The organism is Variovorax sp. OV329, assembly GCF_900114785.1.
In the GTDB taxonomy this organism is placed as follows: domain Bacteria; phylum Pseudomonadota; class Gammaproteobacteria; order Burkholderiales; family Burkholderiaceae_C; genus Variovorax.
Genome location: NZ_FOUG01000005.1, coordinates 264,658 through 285,364 on the forward strand (window position 1 = coordinate 264,658; position 20,707 = coordinate 285,364).

A 20,707-nucleotide genomic window follows, 5' to 3' on the forward strand; every position below is an offset into this window, starting at 1 on the left:
CCTGAGGCCTTTCAGGCCGGGCTCGAGCGCAGCCCGTAGACGTTGTTTCCGAGGTAGAGAAACTCCACCCGCATGACCGGATCGCCGGCTTCATCCTTGTGCGTGAAGCCGACGGCGGACACCGTGTCGCCAACCTTGACCTCCGGGATCCGCCACGCCTGCATGCGCGTGAGCGGGGCGAGTTCCAGTTCCCACTTGCGATCGGTGCGACGCGGCACGGTGGTCTTGGCCAGCAGGCCGGCGCCATCAACGGGCGCACTTTGCGCCGGCAATGGACGCTGGCGCAGGTCGGCGGGCACCTTCAGCCCGGCAGGCACCTCGATGTCCAGTTCCACGTGCGGGTTCTGCCAGCGTGACTGCACCACCTTGCCTTCCAGGTAGATCGGGCGGTCCTGGTCGAAGCTGCTCCAGCCGTGGTGAGCCCACGCGGTCCGCAGGGCCAGCGGCATTCCCGCAGCGACCAGGACGAGTTGGCGACGTTTCATGAGCAGACTCCTTCGGGTCAATAGGCGATCCAGCGGCCGCAGAACACGACCGCCACCCAGATGGCAGTGGACAGCAACATCTGGGCCCTTGCAAGACCATCCAGGCGACGCAGCGAACCCCGCAGGTGGAAGTACAGGGCGTTGCAGCCTGCAGCGACGAGCAGGGCCATCTTGGCCAGGAAGTAGTCATTCGCCAGCAGTTCCCCGGGACGGGTCGAAAACATCAGCGCGCCAGTGCATGCGGCCATGCCGAAACCCACCAACGCAAGCGTGAGCGACAGCCGCGCGAAGGGCTGCACCGGGATGGCGGCGGCACGGCCGAACACGCGCATCTCCAGCGCCACCAGGTTGCCCAGCAGAAGCGCAATGCCAAGCACGTGCAAAGCCTCAAAGGCAGGATAGGCCCAGTCGTGCGACTGCAGTGCGGCGAACATGAGGCTAGAGCGACGGCGCGCCCAGCAGTTCCAGCATCAGCGCCACGCGCGCCTTGACCGGGCTGAGCGCACCCGCATCGGGAATCGCGTCGCCTGGCTTGGCCAGGATGCGGCCTTGCGAACAACGCGTCGCGCGCACAACGGCAACACCCGCGGCTTGCGCACGGGCCGCCGCCTGCTCGATCTCGTGGTGCAGCGTGCCGTTGCCGGTCGCGGCCAGCACCAGGCCGCGAATGGCGCCCGACGCGCCCTGGGCCCGCTCGGCGAGCAAGGCGTCGATGAGCGCGCCCCGTGCGCCGGCATGGCTGAACAGGATCTCCACGCGCGGCGGGTCCAGGTCGTGGGGCCACTGCTGCGCAGCGTCCAGGCCGCGTCCCGCTTCCGGCCACTTGCCCGTGACGCGGACCTGCCCCTCCTCGACGAAACCGATCGGGCCTCCATCACCCGACGAAAAGGCGTCGAGTCGGTAGGTGTGGACCTTCTGCACATCGGCCGCTGTGTGCACGACACCGGCACAGACGACACTGACGCCCCGCGACCCGTGGGACGCAGCCACCACGACGGCATCACGCACGTTCTGCGGCCCGTCCGGCGACAGGGCGCTGGCGGGCCGCATCGCGCAGGTCAGCACCACCGGCTTGTCGCTTGCCAGCACGCTGTGCAGGAAGAAGGCCGTTTCCTCCAGCGTGTCGGTGCCGTGGGTGATGACGACGCCGGCAACCGCGGGGTCGGCCAGCGCCTGCGCGCAACGGCGCGCCAGCGCCAGCCAGATGGAGAACTCCATGTCCTTGCTGTCCACCTGCGCAACCTGCTCGGCCTCGAGGGACACACCGGCTGGCGCCTCGAGGCCCGCCAACAGTTCGGCCACCGCCACCTGCCCGGCCACGTAGCCGATGTTGTCGCCGCTGGCGGCAGCGCGCCCGGCGATGGTGCCGCCGGTGCCAAGCACCAGTACGCGGCGCCTGGACGACGCCAATTGTTCGCTCATGCTTGCCAATCCTCGAAAACTGGTTAAAAATACAGTTACTGGATATGCAGCCAGTAACCTTAGGTGGTCCACAGGAGTCCAGCGAATGCTCAACCTGCCCTTTCCCGTCAAGCTTACCGCCCGCCAGCAGCAGATCCTGGACTTGATCCAGTCCGCCATCGCTCGCACGGGCGCGCCCCCCACGCGGGCCGAAATCGCAGCCGAGTTGGGCTTCAAGTCCGCCAACGCGGCCGAAGAGCACTTGCAGGCCCTGGCCCGCAAGGGCGTCATCGAGCTGGTCAGCGGCACCTCGCGCGGCATCCGCCTCAAGGGCGATGCGCTGCGCTCCATCAACGAGTCGCGCAACAACCAGTATTCGCTCCCCCTGCCCGGCCTGGCGCAGCTGGCGCTTCCATTGGTCGGCCGCGTGGCTGCCGGCGCGCCCATCCTGGCCCAGGAACACGTCGACCAGACCTTCTATGTCGAAAGCACCCTGTTCCAGCGCCAGCCCGACTATCTGCTCAAGGTGCGCGGCATGTCCATGCGCGACGCCGGCATCATGGACGGCGACCTCCTGGCGGTGCAATCCACCAGGGAAGCACGCAACGGCCAGATCGTGGTGGCGCGACTGGGCGACGAGGTCACCGTCAAGCGCCTGCGGCGCAACAAGCAGGTGATCGAGCTGCACGCCGAAAACCCCGACTACCCGACCATCATCGTGCAGCCCGGCGAGCCATTCGAGATCGAAGGCCTGGCCGTCGGCCTGATCCGCAACACCATGCTCATGTAGCGAGTTTCAGGGCCGCGCCAGGTGGCGGGCGTATGGCACGAGGCCATCACCCTGACGCGGACCGTTGTTGTGAAGAAAGCAATCCTGCCTGTGTTCAACCCCAACCATCGTGGAGTTCACATGGGAATCGCTGTTCTGACCATCGCCGACCTGCTGTCGCCCCTTCAAGCCTTGGCCCACCGGTGGATGACGCCGCGCCGCAGCCCGCTGTCGTCCAATCTGCGCTACGTGGCGATCCGTCCCGCCTGCGCCGCGCGCGCAGGCGCCGAGGAAAAGTCGCCTCCACAAGCCCATGCTGCACGTCCTCTTCGCGTCATCCGCGTGGTCGATCCGCGCTCGACCCACAGCGCCAGCCGCGTCGTGATCTCCGGCCGAATGGACGACGTGTGCGCCGAACTCGACCGCCTCGCTGCCCTCGAGGCGCACTCGCTGCATCCCGTCGCAAGCCGCATGCACTGAGGCTCGTCGACACGGTGCGGCGCGCCATGACGCGCTGCACAACATGCAGTTACCGAGGCGCAGGGCACAATAACGTGCCATGAATATTGTGATCCTCGACGACTACCAGGACGCGGTGCGCAAGCTGCGCTGCGCCTCGACGCTCGATGCCTACGCGGCCAAGGTCTACACGAATACAGTCAAGGGCATCGGGCAGCTGTCGGTCCGCCTGAAGGATGCGGACGTCATTGTCCTGATCCGGGAGCGCACCCAGATCTCGCGGCAATTGGTCGAGAAGCTCCCAAAGCTCAAGTTGATTTCGCAGACCGGCCGCGCCGGCTCGCATATCGACATCAACGCCTGCAGTGAGTTCGGCGTGGCAGTGGCCGAGGGCACCGGCTCGCCTCAGGCGCCTGCGGAGCTCACCTGGGCACTGATCATGGCCGCGATGCGCCGGCTGCCGCAGTACATCAGCAACCTCAAGCACGGCGCCTGGCAACAATCGGGCCTCAAGTCGGCCTCGATGCCGCCAAACTTTGGCCTGGGCTCGGTACTCAAGGGCAAGACGCTGGGCATCTGGGGCTACGGGCGCATCGGCCAACTGGTGGGCCGCTACGGCCAGGCCTTCGGCATGCAGGTGCTGATCTGGGGCAGCGACGCGAGTTGCGCCAAGGCGCGCTCGGACGGCTTCCAGGTGGCTGCCAGCCGCGAGGCGCTGTTCACCTCGTCCGACGTGCTGTCGGTGCACCTGCGCCTGACCGAAGATACCCGTAGCGTCGTACGCCTTGAAGACTTGGCGCGCATGAAGCCCACGGCCTTGTTCGTCAATACGTCGCGGGCCGAACTGGTTGAGCAGGACGGCCTGCTGGCCGCGCTCAACCGCGGCCGCCCCGGCATGGCTGCCATCGACGTGTTCGAAAGCGAGCCGCCGCTGCAGGGCCACGCACTGCTGCGCCTGGAGAACTGCATCTGCACGCCCCACATCGGCTATGTGGAGCAGGAGAGCTACGAGATGTACTTCGGCCAGGCCTTCGACAACGTGGTGAGCTTCATCAAGGGCAACCCCACCAACATCGTCAACCCGGGCGCGCTGCAGGTGCGGCGTTGAAGTTGGGGCGCCCCGCCTAGCGCTTCACACCCAGGTGCCGCGGCCGAAGGTCGCCCTGGTTGGTGGCCGGGTCGAAGGGATCGAAGTCGATCACATGCGGGTCCACGGACGGCACCGCCTGCGGCTTGCTCGCAGCCGGTGCCGGCTCGATGGGCGCGCGCAGCGTCTCGAAGGCCGTGCGGTCCAGGTCGGCCAGGTCCAGCTCCAACGGCGGCACCTCAGCCGGCTGATGCGCCGTTACCTCGCCTTGCGGCAGGTAGGGCATGGGCGAGGTCTCGCGGTAGGCGTGCTCGGAGAATTCCGGCGACACGGCAGTCGGCGGCTGCACCTTGACTGGCGTCGGAGTTGCCCATTGGCCCTCGTACTCGCCCAGGTCGCGTACCACCGAATAGAGCATCAGCAACTCCTGGTAGGCCGGAAGATCGAAGCTCTCCTCGGGCGAACCCGGCTTGCGGAAGACGAAGTCCTCGATGAGCTCGGCCGTTCCCTGTGACGGCCACTTGTCCACGATCCGTTGCAGGGCCTCGCGGTAGTGCTCCATGCCGCGCCCGCCCAGGGTGAAGTGGTCGAAGGAAGGAACATCGACGTTGGAACCCTCGGCGAATTCGCGCGCCACGGCTGCATAGTCTTCGCGCCGGCCCAGCGAATGCAGCACAGCCAGCAGGTCCAGGTAGGCCATGGCGCTGGTGTTCGGATTGGCCGCGATGTGCTCGCGCAGCACACCGATGGCCTGCTCATGCTGGCCAAGCGACACGAAGAAGTCCGACTGCTGCTGCACGTCGAACAGTTCCTCGGCATTGACCGGCCGTACCTGAGTTTGGTGGAAGGCCGAGGCGCCGACCCCGGCAGGCAAGGAGGTGACCCGCATGCCCTGGGCCGCGGTGGTGCGCAAGCCGGAGAGATCGGCTGGCTGGGAGCCTTCGTCTTCCTCTTCCTCGTCCTCTTCATCTTCCGCCAGTTCGCCATGCCTGGGCAGCACCGGCCTCGCGCCCGCGGCTGCGGCCTCTTCCTCCGACGCAGTGCCCCACCAGGCGGCCTGTCGCGCATTGCGCGCAGCGCGCCACAGCACCACCAGGCCGATCAGCGCCAGGGCAAGCAGAGCGAGCAGGCCATAGATGACAGGATTGCGGTATCGGCTCGCTTCGGCCTGGGCCAGGCTTCCACGCAGCTCGAGCAGCTGGCGTTGCGTCTGCGCCGATTGGTCACGCAGGGTGGCCAGCGCAGCCTCGAGCTCCTTCAGCCGATCCGCGTCTCGCCTGCCCTGCTCGGTGGCGGCGGCGAGCACCGCCGCGGCCGACACGTTCGCGGCGGCGTCGGCCGCCGGCGGTGACTGCGCCGGCGCTGCAGGCGCACCTGCGAGAGCGGCGCCCGGACCTGCCGCGGCAGTCGCGCCGGCCGCGCCACTGCCAGGGGCCAGAGTCGGGCGGGGCGTCTGCGCCTGTGGGACGGGTTCGGGCGCCAGCGCCTCGATCCGCAAGCGTGATCTCGGTTCGTTGGCCGGCGCAGTCGTCGCAGCCGCGGCCTTCGGCGGCTGGGGGCGTGGCTTGCGGCTGGCCTCCGTGGCGGAAGGCGCGACCGGCACGGCCGTCGGCGTTCGCCTGCGCAGCGGTGGTGGCGCAGCGACAGTGCTGTCGTCGCCACCAGCGGATGCCGCGCGGCTCGCGGCGGAGCCAGCAGCGCGCGCGGGTGCTGGTCTTGACGATGGCGATGCGAATCGATCCCCGCCTTCCGTCGCCGCGCCGGGTGCGAGTCGCGGTGGCGACGCGATCACCGGCGGCGCTTCCGGCAGATCGGCCAGCAGGACGTACTGGCGCGTAGACTTGGTGGCGCAACCGGCAGTGAATTTCACGGTGACGACCGGCTCCTCGATGGCCCGCGTGGTGCGCAGGCGCACCCGGGGCATGTCGGGACTGGGGCCGGGGTCCATCGAAAGGGTCACTCGCTTGTCGTCGACGCGCGCGTCGCCCTGGAGCACTTCGGCTTCGAGGCACAGGCTGTCCCCCGACTCGCTGCTGTCCAGTTCGAGCGGGATCACCAGGTCGAGCGGCTTGCCGATCCAGGCGCTGCCGTTGGGCCGCCCGATGGTCAAGGCCGAGGACTGAAGCGCAGTGCCGATCAGCAGGAGACCCGCGGTGAGTCGCAAAGCTTGCAATGGAGCAGACCGTAAAAAAAGGTAAACACATTCTGACACGGCGGGCAGCACTTATCACTTACATCCAGACTTTCGAAATATGACCGTGAACTTTTGCAAGGTTGGCGTGGTTGGTGCCGGGGCCATGGGCCGCGGCATCGCCCAGATTGCCGCCCAGGCCGGCAGCGATGTGCTGCTTGTAGACAACCAAGCCGGCGCCGCGCAGCGCGGCGTCGACGCCATCGTCGCCCAGTGGACCAAGCTGCAGGAAAAGGGAAAGCTGGATGCCGCCACCCAGGCTGCACTCGTCGCGCGCCTTCATGCCGCGGACGCCGTTCAGGCCCTCGCCGACTGCGATCTGGTGGTGGAAGCGGTGATCGAAAACCTCGAAATCAAACGGAAACTGTTTCTGGAACTCGAATCCGTGGTGCCGGCCAGCACCGTGCTGGCCACCAACACCTCGTCACTGTCGGTGACGGCCATCGCCGCGGGCCTGAAGCGACCCGAGCAATTTGCGGGCTATCACTTCTTCAACCCCGTCCCGCTGATGAAGGTGGTCGAGGTCGTCGCCGGCTTCAAGACCGAGCGCAGCGTCTGCGACCGGCTGGCCGCCTACGCGGTGCAGATGGGCCACAGCGCGGTCCACACCCAGGACACGCCCGGCTTCATCGTCAACCATGCCGGCCGCGGCTATGGGACCGAGGCGCTGCGCATCGTCTCCGAGGGCGTGGCCGATTTCGCCACCATCGACCGCATCCTCAAGGACCAGGCAGGCTTCCGGCTCGGCCCGTTCGAGCTGCTGGACCTCACGGCGCTGGACGTCTCGCATCCGGTAATGGAGTCGATCTACCGACAGTACTACGACGAGCCGCGCTTTCGCCCCAGCGTGATCACCGCCCAGCGCTTGGCCGCCGGCGCCCTGGGCCGCAAGACTGGCGAAGGCTTCTACCGCTATGTGGATGGCGCGGCGCAAGTGCCAGCCGAGCCGCCCGCACCCCAATTCGAGACGCTGCCGCCCGTGTGGGTGTCGCCACGCGCCGCCCGCCGGCCCGAGCTGCTGCGCCTGGTGCACGCCTTGGGCGCCCGCATCGAGACCGGTGCCTCACCCTCCTCCAACGCGCTGATCCTCGTCGCGCCGCTGGGCTTCGACATCACCACCGTGGCAGCGGTCGACCGCCTGGACGCCACCCGCACCGTGGGCATCGACATGCTGATGGACGATGCCGCGACGAAGCGCCGAGTGCTGGCCGGCACGCCCGCCACGCGCCGCGACATGCGCGAGGCCGCCCATGCCCTCTTCGCACGCGACGGCAAGGCCGTGAGCGTGATCCGCGACTCGGGCGGATTCGTCACCCAACGCGTTATCGCGACCATCGTCAATATCGCCTCCGACATGTGCCAGCAGCGCATCTGCTCGCCCGCCGACCTGGAGACCGCCGTGCGCCTGGGCCTGGGTTATCCCCAGGGCCCGCTGGCCCTGGGCGACCTCTGCGGCCCGACCAACATGCTGGAGGTGCTCTTCAACATGCAGACCGTGTATGGCGACCCGCGCTATCGCCCCAGCCCGTGGCTGCGCCGCCGCGGCGCCCTGGGCCTGAGCCTCACCCACCAGGAAGACTGAGACCCGATGACCGCACAGCTCAAGAGCAGCACGCAGGACGGCACCATGGTGCTGCTGATCTCCAATCCGACGCAGCGCAATGCGCTGGGCCCGGACATGTATGCCGCCGGCATCGAAACGCTCAACCGCGCCGGCGACAGCGCCGAGGTGCGCAGCGTGGTGCTGGCGGGCGAAGGCCCCTGGTTCAGCGCCGGTGGCTCGCTGCAGCGTCTGCAGGCCAACCGCGAGCGCGAGCCCGAGTACCAGGCGCAGAGCATCGAGGGCCTGCACAACTGGATCGAGGCGATGCGCGCCTTTCCCAAGCCGATCATCGCGGCGGTGGAAGGCGCTGCCGCAGGCGCCGGCTTTTCGCTGGCGCTGGCCTGCGACATGGTCGTGGCGGCCCGGGACGCGGTGTTCGCCGCCTCATACAGCAACATCGCGCTGTCGCCCGACGGCGGCATGAGCTGGCACCTGTCCCAGTTCCTGCCGCGCCAGGTCATCAGCGAATGGATGATGCTGGGCGAGCGCATCGGTGCCGAGCGGCTGCACGCGCTGGGTGTGGTCAACCGGCTGGCCGACAACGGCCAGGCCTTGAACGATGCGATGACGCTCGCGGCGCAGCTCAACGGCCGCGCACCCAACGCCCTGGCCAGTGCCAAGGAGCTGCTCAACGAAGGCCGCGGGAGCACCTTGTCGAAGCAGTTGGACGCGGAGCGCGATCACTTCGTGCGAAACCTGCACCATGCCAACGCCGGCATCGGCATTGCCGCATTCCTCGCCAAGGAGAAGCCTCGCTACTCCTGACCCGCAAGGTCACCCTTGCGACAAGCCCACTCAATTCAGTCGCCGACAGGACAGACCAATGGACGACCCCATTCTTACCATCGAAGAACGTGAAGCGATCAACAGTGGTCGCTGGTTCAGTTCTCTATCACCATCGCTTCGGCACGACATTCTTCGATGCGCCTTCGTCAAACGCTACAAGGACGGCGAACTGATCGCCGCTCGGGGCGATCCACCGGACTCGTGGATCGCCTGCGCGAGGGGCGCAGTGCGGGTGAGTTCGACGGCGGTGTCGGGCAAGCAGATCACCTTCACCTACGTGGAGCCGGGCATCTGGTTCGGCGACGTGGCGATGTTCGACGGGGACCGGCGTACGCACGACGCCTATGCGCATGGCGACACCACGATCCTGTGCGTGGCGCGCGCGGACTTCAACAAGATCCTGGCCTCGCACATCGAGCTGTACGAGGCGCTGATGCGCCTGCAGGCGCGGCGTATCCGCCAGCTTTTCGGCCTGGTGGAAGACCTCAACACCCTGCCCTTGCGCGCGCGGCTGGCCAAGCAGCTCATCCACCTGGTGCGCAGCTACGGCATTCCCAACCTGGCGGATGGCAGCCAGATGCGCATCGGCCTGCACCTGGCGCAGGAAGAGCTGGCGCAGCTGCTGGGGGCCTCCCGGCAGCGGGTCAACCAGGAACTGAAGGCAATGGAGCGCGAGGAAGCCATCCGCATCGAGCCGGGCGGCCTGGTGGTGCTGGACCGCGACGCGCTGATGCGCATTTCTGAAGCCGCAGAGCAATAAGAAGCACGGACATGACACAGGACTTCAGCAACTTCGTCGGCACGCGTGCCGTTTCCAGCCAGCATGCCTTCGCCATCGAGGCGCTGAGCGCGTGGCTCGACAGCAACCTGCCCGGCTTCAAGGGCCCGCTCACGGTCGAGATGTTCAAGGGCGGCCAGTCCAATCCCACCTACAAGCTGCTCACGCCCACCCAGAGCTACGTGATGCGCGCCAAGCCCGGCCCGGTAGCCAAGCTGCTGCCCTCGGCCCACGCCATCGAGCGCGAATACAAGGTGATGAGCGGCCTGGCCGACACCGACGTGCCCGTGCCGCGCATGCTGTGCCTGTGCGAGGACGAATCGGTCATTGGCCGCGCCTTCTACGTCATGGAGTTCAAGCAGGGCCGCGTGCTGTGGGACCAGTCGCTGCCCGGCATGAGCAACGCCGAGCGCACGGCCCACTACGACGAGATGAACCGCGTCATCTCGGCGCTGCACACCGTCAAGTTCGCGCAGCAGGGCCTCGCCGACTACGGGAAGCCCGGCAACTACTTCGATCGCCAGATCGGCCGCTGGAGCAAGCAGTACAAAGCCTCGACCGACGGCGCCGGCGAGCTGTCGCAGCCCATCGACGAGATGGAGCGCCTGATCGACTGGCTGCCCGCGCACATGCCGGCGAGCGCACGCGACGAGAGCAAGGTCTCCATCGTGCATGGCGACTACCGGCTCGACAACGTGATGTTCCATGCCAGCGAGCCGCGCATCGTCGCGGTGCTGGACTGGGAGCTGTCCACGCTGGGCCATCCGCTGGCCGACTTCAGCTACCACTGCATGTCCTGGCACATGCCGCCCACCACCGGCCGCGGCATCGGCGGCGTGGACGTGGCGGCGCTGGGCATTCCCACCGAGAGCGAATACATCCGCCGCTACTGCGAGCGCACCGGCATCAGCACGCCCGAAGCGCTGGCGCCGGACTGGAACTTCTACCAGGCCTACAACCTGTTCCGCATGGCAGCCATCCTGCAAGGCATTGCCAAGCGCGTCGAGGCCGGCACGGCCTCGAGCGAGCAGGCCGTGGCCTCCGCCCGCGGCGCGCGGCCGATGGCCCAGATGGCCTGGCAGTTCGCACAACGCGCCTGACGGCGCCCGACCCTTCCCCACCTCCGGAGACAACTCATGGATTTCGACTACTCGCCAAAGACCAAGGACCTGCAGAAGCGCGTCACCGCCTTCATGGAGGACAACATCTACCCGGCCGAAGCCGACTACACGGCCGAGCTGGCGGCGAACACCGCGGCCGGCAAGCGCTGGAGCGCCCTGCAGACGGTGGAGAAGGTCAAGGCCAAGGCCAAGGCGCAGGGCCTCTGGAACCTGTTCCTGCCGGTGGATAGCGCGCATGCCTCCGGCTACGAAGGTGCGGGCCTGACCAACATGGAATACGCGCCGCTGGCCGAGATCATGGGCCGCGTGCCATGGGCGAGCGAGGCCTTCAACTGCTCGGCACCCGACACCGGCAACATGGAGACCATCGCCCGCTACGGCTCGGAAGAGATCAAGGCACGCTGGCTCAAGCCCCTGCTGGAAGGCGAGATCCGCTCGGCCTTCGCGATGACCGAACCTGAAGTGGCATCGAGCGACGCGACCAACATCGCCACCCGCATCGAGCGCCAGGGCGACGAGTACGTCATCAACGGCCACAAGTGGTGGATCTCCGGCGCGGCCGATCCGCGCTGCAAGGTGTTCATCACCATGGGCAAGTCCGACCCGGACGCGCCCAGGCATTCGCAGCAGAGCATGATCATCGTGCCCGGCGACACCAAGGGCATCCGGATCGTGCGGCCGCTCAACGTGATGGGCTACGACGACGCGCCGCACGGCCACGTCGAGATGTACTTCGAGAACGTGCGCGTGCCGGCTGCCAACATGCTGCTGGGCGAGGGCCGCGGCTTCGAGATCGCCCAGGGCCGCCTGGGCCCCGGCCGCATCCACCACTGCATGCGCCTGATCGGACTGGCCGAACGCGCGCTGGAGCTGATGTGCAAGCGCGCGTCCTCGCGCGTGGCTTTCGGCAAGACGGTTGCCTCGCAGACGGTGACGCAGGAGCGCATCGCAGAAGCCCGCTGCCGCATCGACATGGCCCGCCTGCTCACGCTCAAGGCCGCCTGGCTGATGGACGTTGCCGGCAACAAGGTCGCCAAGAACGACATCGCCATGATCAAGGTGGTGGCGCCCAACATGGCCTGCCAGGTGATCGACTGGGCCATGCAGGCGCACGGCGGCGGTGGCATGTGCGATGACTTCCCGCTCGCATCCGCCTATGCGCAGGCACGCACGCTGCGCTTCGCCGACGGCCCGGACGAGGTGCACCGCAACGCGATCGCCAAGTGGGAGCTGGGCAAGTACGGCACCGGCAAGGACGAGGCGATGCCCGTCACGCGCTTCTGATCGCCGGATTGCGCAATGAGAAAGCCCGCCAGGTCGGCGGGCTTTTTTCGTTCAGAGCTTCTTGTGCATGAAGGTCGCCGTGCCGAAGCTCGGGTCGAGCTGGTAGCCGGAGAAGCCTTCGCGCTCATAGGCCTTCATGGCCTGGGTGTTGCCGCTGAGCACTTCCAGCGTGAGCTTGCAGGCGCCGCGCTCGCGGGCGACCTCCTCCACCTTGGCCAGCATCAGCGGCGCGATGCGCCGGCCGCGGTGGCTCTGCAGCACCACCACGTCGTGCACGTTCACCAGCGGCTTGCAGGCGAAGGTGGAGAAGCCCTCGAAGCAGTTGACCAGGCCCACCGGCTGCGCGCCGTCGAAGGCGAGCACGCTGAAGGCGTACGGCCGGCTGGCCAGCTCGTGGACAAGGTTGTGGTGGACGAACTCGCCCAAGGGCGTGCCGCCGCCTGCCGGGTCACGGGCGTAGGCGTCCAGCAAGAGAAGCAGCGCCTCGCGATGCACCGGGTCGGAGTAGTCGGCCAGGCGGACGTCGACTTGCGCCATCTCAGGTTGCCGCTTCGACCGTGGCCACCAGACGCCGAGCGCAGGACTCGGCCTGCGCGGCCTCGCGCGCCTCCACCATCACGCGCAGCAACGGTTCGGTGCCACTGGCGCGAATGAGCACGCGGCCGCCGTCGCCCAGTTCCTTCTCGACCTTGCGCGTTTCCTCGGCCAGCGCATCGTTGCGTTGCCAGTCATGCCCGTCGGCCAGGCGCACGTTGATGAGGGTCTGCGGGAACAGCTGCACGTCGGCCAGCAGTTGCGCCACCGAGCGGCCGCTGCGCTGGCAAGCCTGAAGCACCTGCAGGGCGCTGACGATGCCGTCGCCGGTGGTCTGCTTGTCCAGCGCCAGCAAGTGGCCCGAGCCCTCCCCGCCCAGCAGCCAGCCGCGCTTGTCCAGTTCCTCCAGCACGTAGCGGTCGCCCACCTTGGCGCGCACGAAGTCGATGCCGCGATGGCGCAGCGCCATCTCGACGGCCTTGTTGGTCATCAGCGTGCCCACCACGCCGGCGACGCGCTCGCCGCGGCCCAGGCGCTCGGACACCATCAGGTAGAGCAGCTCGTCGCCGTTGAACAGTCGCCCCTGCGCGTCCACCAGTTGCAGGCGGTCGGCGTCGCCGTCCAGCGCGATGCCGTAGTCCGCACCGCGCGCCTTGACCGCTTCGACCAGCGCTTGAGGATGCGTGGCGCCCACGCCCTTGTTGATGTTCAGGCCGTCCGGTGCGCAGCCGATGCTGCTGACGTCCGCGCCCAGTTCGTGGAAGACCTGCGGCGCCACCTGGTAGGCGGCGCCATGCGCGCCGTCCACCACCAGCTTCATGCCGCGCAGCGTGAGGTCGTTGGCGAAGGTGCTCTTGCAGAACTCGGTGTAGCGGCCTGCGGCATCGTCCATCCGGCGTGCCTTGCCCAGGTTGGCCGAGTCCACCCACACGGGTGGCTCTTCAAGGATGTCTTCCACCGCCAGTTCCCAGGCGTCGTCCAGCTTGGTGCCGTGGGCGCTGAAGAACTTGATGCCGTTGTCCGGGTAGGCGTTGTGGCTGGCGCTGATGACCACGCCCAGGCTGGCCCGCTGGGCGCGCGTGAGGTAGGCCACGCCGGGCGTGGGCAGCGGGCCCAGCAGCACCACGTCCACGCCGGCCGAGTTGAAGCCCGACTCCAGCGCGCTTTCCAGCATGTAGCCCGAGATGCGCGTGTCCTTGCCGATCAGCACCTTGGGCCGCGGCTCGCTGCGCTTGAGCACCCGGCCCACGGCATGCGCCAGGCGCAGCACGAAGTCAGGGGTGATGGGCGCGGTGCCCACGGTGCCGCGGATGCCGTCGGTGCCGAAGTACTGGCGATTCATTTTTCAGTGTCCTGTTGTTGTGTTGTCGTTGTCGTCGTCGCATGCGCGGCGCGCCAGACGGCCAGCGCCGCCACCGTTTCCTTCACGTCGTGCACGCGCACGACGCGCGCGCCCCGCTCCACGGCCATCAATGCGGCCGCCACGCTGGGCACCATGCGATCGGCCACGTTCTTGATGCCGGTCGCCGTGCCCAGCGCGCCCTTTCGCGACCAGCCGGCCAGCACAGGGTAGCCCAGCCGCAACAGCTCGGCCTGGCACTCCAGCAACTCGAAATTCTGCGCCACCGTCTTGCCGAAGCCGATGCCCGGATCGAGCACGATGCGCGACGCGGCCACGCCGCTGGCGCGCAGCGCCGCGGCCTGTTCGGCCAGGAAGGCGCGAACCACCGGAAGTGCCTCGCCGCTCATGGGATCGAGCTGCATGGTCTGCGGATCGCGGTGCATGTGCATCAGGCAGACCCCGCAGCTGGCATGCGCCGCCACGACCTCGCATGCGCCCGGTTGCCGCAACGCCCACACGTCGTTGACGATGTCGGCGCCGACGTCCAGCACCTCGCGCATCACCTGCGGCTTGTAGGTGTCGACGGAAACGGGAACGCCGAGCTTCACCGCATCGCGCACCACCGGCATCACGCGCGCCAGTTCCTCGTCCAGCGGCACGGCCGGACTGCCGGGGCGGGTGGATTCGCCGCCGACGTCGAGGATGTCGCAGCCCTCTCGCAGCAGCTGTTCGCAATGCGCCAGCGCGTCGCGCGGCGTGTCGTGGGCGCCCCCGTCGGAGAAGGAATCGGGGGTCACGTTGACGATGCCCATCACCTTGGGCAGCGCCAGGTCGATGAGGAAGCGGGAAGTCTGCCAGTTCATGTCGAGTCGATCGCCCATGCCGGCGCCGTCATCCGAGGGCGCCATGAAAAAACGGGGCGCTGGGCCCCGTTTGCATTGTCGCTCGTCGCGTGCCTCAAGCCGTCGTCGGCGACGGGTCGGGCTTCACGGCGGGCGATCCGCCGCTGCCGCCGCCATCGGTCGAAGGCGGCACGCGCGGCGTCCAGTCCTTCGGCGGGCGGGGCTCGCGGCCGGCCATGATGTCGTCCAGTTGCTCGGAGTCGATGGTTTCCCACTCGAGCAGCGCCTTGGCCATGGCGTGCATCTTGTCGGAATTCTCCTCGATGAGGCTGCGCGCGAGGTTGTACTGGTCGTCGATGATGCGGCGCACCTCGCCGTCGACCTTCTGCATGGTCGACTCGCTCATGTTGGTGGTCTTGGTGACCGAGCGGCCGAGGAACACTTCACCTTCGTTCTCGGCATAGACCATCGGGCCCAGGGCCTCGCTCATGCCGTACTTCATGACCATGTCGCGCGCCAGGTTGGTGGCCCGCTCGAAGTCGTTGCTCGCCCCGGTGGTCATCTGGTGCATGAACACCTCTTCCGCGATGCGGCCACCGAAGAGCATGCTGATCTGGTTGAGCATGTACTCGCGGTCGTAGCTGTAGCGGTCGTTCTCGGGCAGGCTCATGGTCACGCCCAGCGCGCGGCCGCGCGGGATGATGGTGACCTTGTGCACCGGGTCGCACTTGGGCAGCAGCTTGCCGATGAGCGCGTGGCCAGACTCGTGGTAGGCCGTGTTGCGGCGCTCTTCCTCGGGCATGACCATGCTCTTGCGCTCGGGGCCCATGAAGATCTTGTCCTTGGCCTTCTCGAAGTCCTGCATCTCGACCACGCGCGCATTGCGGCGGGCGGCCATGAGGGCGGCTTCGTTGCACAGGTTGGCCAGGTCGGCGCCGGACATTCCGGGCGTGCCACGGGCGATGATGGCCGGGTTCACGTCCTGGCCCAGCGGGACCTTGCGCATGTGCACGTTCAGGATCTGCTCGCGGCCGCGGATGTCGGGCAGCGTGACGTAGACCTGGCGGTCGAAGCGGCCCGGGCGCAGCAGCGCGGCGTCCAGGATGTCCGGGCGGTTGGTGGCAGCCACCACGATCACGCCCAGGTTGGTCTCGAAGCCGTCCATCTCGACCAGCATCTGGTTGAGGGTCTGCTCGCGCTCGTCGTTGCCGCCGCCCAGGCCGGCGCCACGCTGGCGGCCGACGGCGTCGATTTCGTCGATGAAGATGATGCAGGGGGCGTTCTTCTTGGCGTTCTCGAACATGTCGCGCACGCGGGCCGCGCCCACGCCGACGAACATTTCAACGAAGTCGGAACCCGAGATGCTGAAGAACGGAACCTTGGCCTCACCGGCGATGGACTTGGCCAAAAGCGTCTTGCCGGTGCCCGGAGGGCCGACCAGCAGCAGGCCGCGGGGAATGCGGCCGCCCAGCTTCTGGAACTTGGCCGGGTCCTTGAGGAAGTCGACGACTTCCTTCACCTCTTCCTTGGCCTCGTCGCAGCCGGCGACGTCGGCGAAGGTCACGGTGTTGTTGTTCTCGTCGAGCATGCGCGCCTTGCTCTTGCCGAAGCTGAAGGCACCGCCCTTGCCGCCGCCCTGCATCTGGCGCATGAAGTACACCCACACGCCGATCAGCAGCAGCATGGGGCCCCAGCTGACCAGCAGGGTCATGAGCAGGGAGCCTTCTTCGCGCGGCTTGACGTCGAACTTGACGTTGTTGTTGATCAGGTCGCCCACCAGGCCCCGGTCGAGGTAGGTGGCGGTGGTGCGGATCTTCCGGTCGTCCGTGGTGACGGCGACGATCTCGCTACCGCCCTGGCCTTCCTGGATGGTTGCGCTCTTGATGCGGTTGGAACGGACTTCTTCCAGGAAATCGGAATACCCGACATAGCCAGCTCCGGCGGCGCCGCGGGTGTCGAACTGCTTGAACACAGTGAACAACACCATCGCAATGACAAGCCAGACGGCAACTTTGGAAAACCACTGATTGTTCAAACGAAGCTCCAGTCGGGGGAAGCGCCAAGCCACGGGAACCATGGCCGCGCCAATAGACGGCAATTGGTCCCCATTTTAGGCTTTTCAAGCTGCGAAACTTTCATAAATCCCTTGAGCAGCCATAGGGTCTGCGGGGAATTTGGCACGGGTTGATACATGTCAACCCTCAGCGTGCCGAATTCGGCCTATTTCAGACCGATCCCGACAAGGAAGGTTTCGGACGATTTATCGCGCGAAGCCTTTGGCTTGAAGGGCTTGAACACCCGGAAATTGGCCTTGAACAAGGCCACCAGCTCGTTGTAGCCGGCGCCGTGGAAGACCTTGGCGACGAGCGCGCCCTCCGGCTTGAGGTGGTTCTTCGAGAAATCGACTGCCAGCTCGATCAGGTGCGCCACCCGGGCGGAATCGGCAGAAGCGACACCCGAAAGGTTGGGCGCCATGTCCGACACCACCACGTCGGCCGGGCGGCCGGCCATGGCCTCCTCGAGTTGGGCCAGCACCGTCTCCTCCCGGAAGTCGCCGAGGATGAAATGCACCCCTTCGACAGGCTCCATGGGCAGAATGTCCAGCGCAATGATGGTGCCGTGCAGTTCTCCCACGGCAGCCCCGGCGGGCGACAGGCGGCGGCGGACGTACTGGCTCCAGGCACCAGGGGTCGAGCCCAGGTCCACCACCACGTGGCCGGGCTTGATCAGGCCCAGGGACTCGTCGATTTCCTTCAACTTGTACGCGGCGCGCGCGCGAAAGCCCTCCCGTGCGGCCAGCTTCACCCACGGATCGTTGACGTGCTCGTTGATCCACGCCTTGTTGATCTTTTTGCTTTTGGTCTTGATCTTCATCTACGCTCGATAATACGGGGATGCCCGCCATTCAACTTACCCCCGCCCAACGCAAGGTGCATCGCGCCGAAGCGCACCATCTGGATCCGATCGTGATGGTCGGCGGCGACGGGCTCACGCCAGCCGTCAAGAAAGAAACCGATGCCGCCCTGAAGGCGCACGGACTGATCAAGATCCGCGTCTTTTCCGACGACCGTCCTGCACGCGACGAAATGCTGCAGACGCTGGCCGAGGAGCTCGACGCCGCCCCCATCCAGCACATCGGCAAGCTGCTGGTGCTCTGGCGCCCCAAGCCGGAAAAGGAGAAAGCCGTCGATGAGGACCGCATGCCCGGCCCGCGCGACGTGAAGATCCTCAAGTACAGCAAGAAGGGCGGCCAGCGCCCCGAAGTGAAGACCCTGCGCGTGCTGGGCAACCAGCGCCTGACGGCCGGCGGCACCATCAAGCGCGCCAAGCCGAAGATGATCTCCGTCAAGAAGCGCCGCCAGGCCGACTGACGGCCAGATGGTCAACCCGGTCGCCCAGCCAGGAAGCATGCGCCACATCATCTGCATGAAATGGGGCACGAAGTACGAGCCCTACTACGTCAACAACCTGTACGCCATGGCTCGCCGGCATCTCACCGGCGAGTTCCGCTTCGTGTGCCTGACCGACGACTCCGAGGGCATCCGCCCGGAGGTCGATTGCTTTCCGATCCCACCCGTGGAGATCGCCCCCGAGGCGGCCGGTGTGCGCGACCGCGCCTGGAAGAAGCTGACCACCTTCAGCCCCGTGCTCAAGGACGAGTACGGCCTGGAGGGCACCGCCCTCTTCCTGGACCTGGACGTGGTGGTGGTCGGCAGCCTGGACGACTTCTTCACCCAGCCCGGCGAGTTCCTGATCATCAAGGACTACCGCCGGCCGTGGCGCGTGACCGGCAATTCCTCGGTCTACCGCTTCGAGATCGGCGCCCTGCCCGACGTGCTGCAGTACTTCCGCGACCATGAGGTGGAAATGCGCGAGCGCTTCCGCAACGAGCAGACCTACCTCTCGGACTACCTGCACAGCAAGGGCAAGCTCAAGTACTGGCCGAGCGACTGGTGCCCCAGCTTCAAATACCACGGCATTCCGCTGTGGCCGAGCAACTACTGGCGCCGCCCCTTCGTGCCGGACGGCGCACGCATCGTGATCTTCCACGGGGAATGCAATCCGCCGGACGCCCTGGCGGGCCGGCGCAACCGGCGCTTCCGCTTCATCCGCCCGGCCACCTGGGTGGCCGAACATTGGCACGAGTGACGAGAAAGCCGCTCAGGCCGGCCGCGGCCTGAGCACGCGCCACAGCACCGTGCCGGCGCAGGCCCACTGGGCCAGGTAGGCACCGCTGCCCATGGCGTGCCACAGCTTGAGGTTCTCGCGCGCCACGATGCGCGGCGAAATGCCGAACTCCCCCACCAGCGCCAGCAGCAGGCCGAGGATCACGAAGAGGATGGCGCGGTCCACCGCCTTGGCGGCCTCCCCCATCTGCTCGGCGCGCGACATTCCCAGAAGAAGCACGGCGCAGGCAATGGAAACCCAGGTCTGCGCCGTGAAGAGCCGCGCCGCCATCCGCCCCGCCTCGGCCGGCGTGGGCAGGTTCTGGAACAGCATCGGCACCACGATGAAGCCTATGACCGAAAGGCTCACCCACCAGAAGGCGGCAGCCAGGGCGGGAAGGCGTGAGTTCAAATGGCCGGGGCTCAGATGTAGCGCACGCCGACGATCTCGTAGCGCTTGACGCCACCGGGCGCCTGCACCTCGGCGGTGTCGCCCTCTTCCTTGCCGATGAGCGCGCGGGCGATGGGGCTGCCGACGTTGATGAGGCCCAGCTTCAGGTCGGCCTCGTCCTCGCCCACGATCTGGTAGCGCACTGCGTCGCCGGATTCCTCTTCCTCCAACTCGACCGTGGCGCCGAACACCACCTTGCCGCCGCCATCAATGACGCTGGGGTCGATGACCTGTGCCACCGACAGCTTGCCTTCGATGTCCTGGATGCGGCCTTCGATGAAGCCCTGGCGATCCTTGGCGGCGTCGTAGTCGGCGTTCTCGCTCAGGTCACCCTGCGCACGCGCCTCGGCGATGGCGTTGATGACCCAGGGGCGATCGACGGTCTTCAGGCGCTGCAGCTCTTCCTTGAGCTTCTCGGAGCCGCGCTTGGTGATAGGAAAGGTTGCCATGATTCTTGTAGCGTCAAAAAGCGAAACCGCCGAACGTCGCCGTCCGGCGGTAACTTGGTTTTCAGGTGGTCTGAGGGAAATTCTAGACCAGCGCGCGGCCCTTGAGTCGGCTCAGGATGGCCAGCGGGCTTGCACCCGGATTGTATTGGTGCTCGGCCGCGAGGTGCAGGGTCTGTTCCATCATGAATTGCCCTGACATGACGGCGTGCGAGGTCTGGTCGGAGAAGCAAACCCACACCGAGCCCGCGGGAAAAGGCACCGTCTCCTGCGGCGACTGCTTCTGGTAGTCGAGGTCCGACTTCATGCCGTCGTGCAGTTGCAGCATCAGGTGGTCGTACTCGCTGCGGAAGGACTTCGTGACGTGCAGCGCCTGCAGGGCCTTGGCCTGCCAGCGCGAATAAGGCTTGGCGCGCGGCAGGAAGCGCTTGGCCACGTCCTCGAAAGGTTCGCCCACGCGCCACACGCGCGCCGCGCCTTCGGGGTTCGCGTTGGTGAACACGCGCAGGATGCGCTCGCCGTAGTTGGGCCGCGACGGAAAGGAATCCACATGCAGCCGGCGGTCGTCCGCCCGCCAGGACTGCACCCGCGTCTCGACCTGGGCCGGCCGAAAGCTGGTGGGCGCCATGCGCAGGTGCGGGCCGTAGGCCGGCAGCAGGCCGTCGATGAGCGAGCGCGCCTGCTGGCGGAAGCGCCCGATCATGGCCGCCACGTCCTGCTGCACCTTCTCGTCGCCCAGCACGCCCTTGAGCTTGCCGTTGCCGTCCAGGCTGATGTTGCGCACCTTGGGAGCGAGCAGCTTGGGGTCGAGGAAGGCGCGCTCGTGCGGCTGGAACTCGAAGCCGAGCCGGGGAAAGTAGAGCACCTTCCCCGCCTCCAGCGCCTCGATCCAGGCCTTGTTGGGGGTGGGCACCCGCCAGTCGGCCAGGTCCAGTTCGACGAGCTGCGATTCCATGGCTTTC

General features: G+C 67.0%; 22 protein-coding genes. 10 read left to right on the top strand and 12 right to left on the bottom strand.

The window, feature by feature from the left end:
* Positions 1-11: 11 nt before the first annotated feature.
* Genes BM345_RS10760 through BM345_RS10770 form a run of 3 tightly spaced genes read right to left on the bottom strand, consistent with a single transcriptional unit; the run spans position 12 to position 1,907 of the window.
* A complete protein-coding gene (locus tag BM345_RS10760) occupies positions 12-485 on the bottom strand; it encodes a DUF6152 family protein (protein WP_093379030.1) in 474 nt (157 codons plus the stop codon).
* Positions 486-502: 17 nt separating this feature from the next.
* Positions 503-919 (bottom strand): hypothetical protein, encoded by a 417-nt coding sequence (locus tag BM345_RS10765; RefSeq protein WP_093379033.1) that lies wholly within the window; start codon positions 917-919, stop codon positions 503-505.
* A gap of 4 nt (positions 920-923) precedes the next feature.
* Positions 924-1,907 carry an asparaginase gene (locus BM345_RS10770; RefSeq protein WP_093379035.1) on the bottom strand — a complete coding sequence of 328 codons (984 nt, stop codon included), beginning with the start codon at positions 1,905-1,907 and terminating at the stop codon, positions 924-926.
* A gap of 85 nt (positions 1,908-1,992) precedes the next feature.
* Here BM345_RS10770 and lexA point away from each other — a divergent pair, with 85 nt between their 5' ends.
* From lexA to BM345_RS10785, 3 genes are all read left to right on the top strand, one after another.
* Positions 1,993-2,676, top strand: coding sequence for a transcriptional repressor LexA (lexA, locus tag BM345_RS10775; protein ID WP_093379038.1), 684 nt, complete (start codon positions 1,993-1,995; stop codon positions 2,674-2,676).
* A gap of 120 nt (positions 2,677-2,796) precedes the next feature.
* Positions 2,797-3,135: a hypothetical protein gene (locus BM345_RS10780; protein ID WP_093379041.1), complete on the top strand. Its 339-nt coding sequence runs from the start codon at positions 2,797-2,799 to the stop codon at positions 3,133-3,135.
* Between the two features lie 79 nt (positions 3,136-3,214).
* Positions 3,215-4,222: a D-2-hydroxyacid dehydrogenase family protein gene (locus BM345_RS10785; protein ID WP_093379044.1), complete on the top strand. Its 1,008-nt coding sequence runs from the start codon at positions 3,215-3,217 to the stop codon at positions 4,220-4,222.
* Between the two features lie 16 nt (positions 4,223-4,238).
* On the opposite strand, the gene BM345_RS10790 is transcribed toward BM345_RS10785, so the two are convergent.
* The gene (locus tag BM345_RS10790) at positions 4,239-6,365 is read right to left on the bottom strand and encodes a hypothetical protein (protein WP_093379047.1); all 2,127 of its coding nucleotides are present in this window, start codon (positions 6,363-6,365) and stop codon (positions 4,239-4,241) included.
* A gap of 88 nt (positions 6,366-6,453) precedes the next feature.
* On the opposite strand from BM345_RS10790, the gene BM345_RS10795 reads away from it, so the two are divergent.
* From BM345_RS10795 to BM345_RS10815, 5 genes are read left to right on the top strand one after another with little or no spacing between them, the layout of a single operon-like run.
* Positions 6,454-7,974: a 3-hydroxyacyl-CoA dehydrogenase gene (locus tag BM345_RS10795; protein ID WP_093379050.1), complete on the top strand. Its 1,521-nt coding sequence runs from the start codon at positions 6,454-6,456 to the stop codon at positions 7,972-7,974.
* Positions 7,975-7,980: 6 nt separating this feature from the next.
* Entirely contained in the window at positions 7,981-8,760 is a 780-nt protein-coding gene (locus BM345_RS10800) for an oxepin-CoA hydrolase, alternative type (RefSeq protein WP_093379053.1), read from the top strand.
* Positions 8,761-8,818: 58 nt separating this feature from the next.
* Positions 8,819-9,541, top strand: coding sequence for a Crp/Fnr family transcriptional regulator (locus BM345_RS10805; protein WP_093379056.1), 723 nt, complete (start codon positions 8,819-8,821; stop codon positions 9,539-9,541).
* Between the two features lie 11 nt (positions 9,542-9,552).
* On the top strand, positions 9,553-10,659 hold the full coding sequence (locus BM345_RS10810; protein WP_093379059.1) for a phosphotransferase: 1,107 nt from the start codon (positions 9,553-9,555) through the stop codon (positions 10,657-10,659).
* A gap of 36 nt (positions 10,660-10,695) precedes the next feature.
* Positions 10,696-11,964 carry an acyl-CoA dehydrogenase family protein gene (locus tag BM345_RS10815; protein ID WP_093379062.1) on the top strand — a complete coding sequence of 423 codons (1,269 nt, stop codon included), beginning with the start codon at positions 10,696-10,698 and terminating at the stop codon, positions 11,962-11,964.
* 51 nt (positions 11,965-12,015) lie between these two features.
* On the opposite strand, the gene BM345_RS10820 is transcribed toward BM345_RS10815, so the two are convergent.
* The 5 genes from BM345_RS10820 to BM345_RS10840 all read right to left on the bottom strand — a co-directional run bounded on the left by BM345_RS10820 (position 12,016) and on the right by BM345_RS10840 (position 17,556).
* A complete protein-coding gene (locus BM345_RS10820; protein WP_093379065.1) occupies positions 12,016-12,501 on the bottom strand; it encodes a GNAT family N-acetyltransferase in 486 nt (161 codons plus the stop codon).
* A gap of 1 nt (position 12,502) precedes the next feature.
* On the bottom strand, positions 12,503-13,840 hold the full coding sequence (gene glmM / locus BM345_RS10825; RefSeq protein WP_093379068.1) for a phosphoglucosamine mutase: 1,338 nt from the start codon (positions 13,838-13,840) through the stop codon (positions 12,503-12,505).
* Complete coding sequence (folP, locus tag BM345_RS10830; RefSeq protein ID WP_093379456.1) at positions 13,837-14,703, bottom strand: dihydropteroate synthase; 867 nt, start codon at positions 14,701-14,703, stop codon at positions 13,837-13,839. The genes glmM and folP overlap by 4 nt, the downstream gene beginning before the upstream one ends.
* Before the next feature lie 94 nt (positions 14,704-14,797).
* Positions 14,798-16,717, bottom strand: a complete 1,920-nt coding sequence (gene ftsH, locus BM345_RS10835; RefSeq protein WP_093379071.1) for an ATP-dependent zinc metalloprotease FtsH — start codon at positions 16,715-16,717, stop codon at positions 14,798-14,800.
* Positions 16,718-16,902: 185 nt separating this feature from the next.
* Positions 16,903-17,556, bottom strand: a complete 654-nt coding sequence (locus BM345_RS10840; RefSeq protein WP_093379074.1) for an RlmE family RNA methyltransferase — start codon at positions 17,554-17,556, stop codon at positions 16,903-16,905.
* Positions 17,557-17,576: 20 nt separating this feature from the next.
* Between BM345_RS10840 and BM345_RS10845 the strand changes: the two genes are divergently transcribed.
* Complete coding sequence (locus BM345_RS10845) at positions 17,577-18,053, top strand: YhbY family RNA-binding protein (protein ID WP_093379077.1); 477 nt, start codon at positions 17,577-17,579, stop codon at positions 18,051-18,053.
* 37 nt (positions 18,054-18,090) lie between these two features.
* On the top strand, positions 18,091-18,831 hold the full coding sequence (locus BM345_RS10850; RefSeq protein WP_254789679.1) for a glycosyltransferase: 741 nt from the start codon (positions 18,091-18,093) through the stop codon (positions 18,829-18,831).
* A 12-nt stretch (positions 18,832-18,843) separates the two neighbouring features.
* On the opposite strand, the gene BM345_RS10855 is transcribed toward BM345_RS10850, so the two are convergent.
* From BM345_RS10855 to BM345_RS10865, 3 genes are all read right to left on the bottom strand, one after another.
* Positions 18,844-19,260, bottom strand: a complete 417-nt coding sequence (locus tag BM345_RS10855) for a DUF4149 domain-containing protein (protein WP_093379083.1) — start codon at positions 19,258-19,260, stop codon at positions 18,844-18,846.
* 11 nt (positions 19,261-19,271) lie between these two features.
* Positions 19,272-19,748: a transcription elongation factor GreA gene (greA, locus tag BM345_RS10860; RefSeq protein ID WP_093379086.1), complete on the bottom strand. Its 477-nt coding sequence runs from the start codon at positions 19,746-19,748 to the stop codon at positions 19,272-19,274.
* An 82-nt stretch (positions 19,749-19,830) separates the two neighbouring features.
* Entirely contained in the window at positions 19,831-20,700 is an 870-nt protein-coding gene (locus tag BM345_RS10865; RefSeq protein ID WP_093379089.1) for a Kdo hydroxylase KdoO, read from the bottom strand.
* Between the last annotated feature and the right edge of the window lie 7 nt (positions 20,701-20,707).

Excerpts from the sequence above, each read along its gene's own strand:
- BM345_RS10765 (WP_093379033.1), bottom strand. The coding sequence starts at position 919 with ATGTTCGCCGCACTGCAGTCGCACGACTGGGCCTATCCTGCCTTTGAG.
- BM345_RS10800 (WP_093379053.1), top strand. The coding sequence starts at position 7,981 with ATGACCGCACAGCTCAAGAGCAGCACGCAGGACGGCACCATGGTGCTG.
- BM345_RS10850 (WP_254789679.1), top strand. The coding sequence starts at position 18,091 with ATGCGCCACATCATCTGCATGAAATGGGGCACGAAGTACGAGCCCTAC.
- BM345_RS10840 (WP_093379074.1), bottom strand. The coding sequence starts at position 17,556 with ATGAAGATCAAGACCAAAAGCAAAAAGATCAACAAGGCGTGGATCAAC.
- BM345_RS10805 (WP_093379056.1), top strand. The coding sequence starts at position 8,819 with ATGGACGACCCCATTCTTACCATCGAAGAACGTGAAGCGATCAACAGT.
- BM345_RS10760 (WP_093379030.1), bottom strand. The coding sequence starts at position 485 with ATGAAACGTCGCCAACTCGTCCTGGTCGCTGCGGGAATGCCGCTGGCC.
- BM345_RS10865 (WP_093379089.1), bottom strand. The coding sequence starts at position 20,700 with ATGGAATCGCAGCTCGTCGAACTGGACCTGGCCGACTGGCGGGTGCCC.
- BM345_RS10810 (WP_093379059.1), top strand. The coding sequence starts at position 9,553 with ATGACACAGGACTTCAGCAACTTCGTCGGCACGCGTGCCGTTTCCAGC.
- folP (WP_093379456.1), bottom strand. The coding sequence starts at position 14,703 with ATGAACTGGCAGACTTCCCGCTTCCTCATCGACCTGGCGCTGCCCAAG.
- BM345_RS10780 (WP_093379041.1), top strand. The coding sequence starts at position 2,797 with ATGGGAATCGCTGTTCTGACCATCGCCGACCTGCTGTCGCCCCTTCAA.
- BM345_RS10770 (WP_093379035.1), bottom strand. The coding sequence starts at position 1,907 with ATGAGCGAACAATTGGCGTCGTCCAGGCGCCGCGTACTGGTGCTTGGC.
- glmM (WP_093379068.1), bottom strand. The coding sequence starts at position 13,840 with ATGAATCGCCAGTACTTCGGCACCGACGGCATCCGCGGCACCGTGGGC.
- lexA (WP_093379038.1), top strand. The coding sequence starts at position 1,993 with ATGCTCAACCTGCCCTTTCCCGTCAAGCTTACCGCCCGCCAGCAGCAG.
- BM345_RS10785 (WP_093379044.1), top strand. The coding sequence starts at position 3,215 with ATGAATATTGTGATCCTCGACGACTACCAGGACGCGGTGCGCAAGCTG.
- BM345_RS10845 (WP_093379077.1), top strand. The coding sequence starts at position 17,577 with ATGCCCGCCATTCAACTTACCCCCGCCCAACGCAAGGTGCATCGCGCC.
- BM345_RS10820 (WP_093379065.1), bottom strand. The coding sequence starts at position 12,501 with ATGGCGCAAGTCGACGTCCGCCTGGCCGACTACTCCGACCCGGTGCAT.
- BM345_RS10795 (WP_093379050.1), top strand. The coding sequence starts at position 6,454 with ATGACCGTGAACTTTTGCAAGGTTGGCGTGGTTGGTGCCGGGGCCATG.
- BM345_RS10815 (WP_093379062.1), top strand. The coding sequence starts at position 10,696 with ATGGATTTCGACTACTCGCCAAAGACCAAGGACCTGCAGAAGCGCGTC.
- greA (WP_093379086.1), bottom strand. The coding sequence starts at position 19,748 with ATGGCAACCTTTCCTATCACCAAGCGCGGCTCCGAGAAGCTCAAGGAA.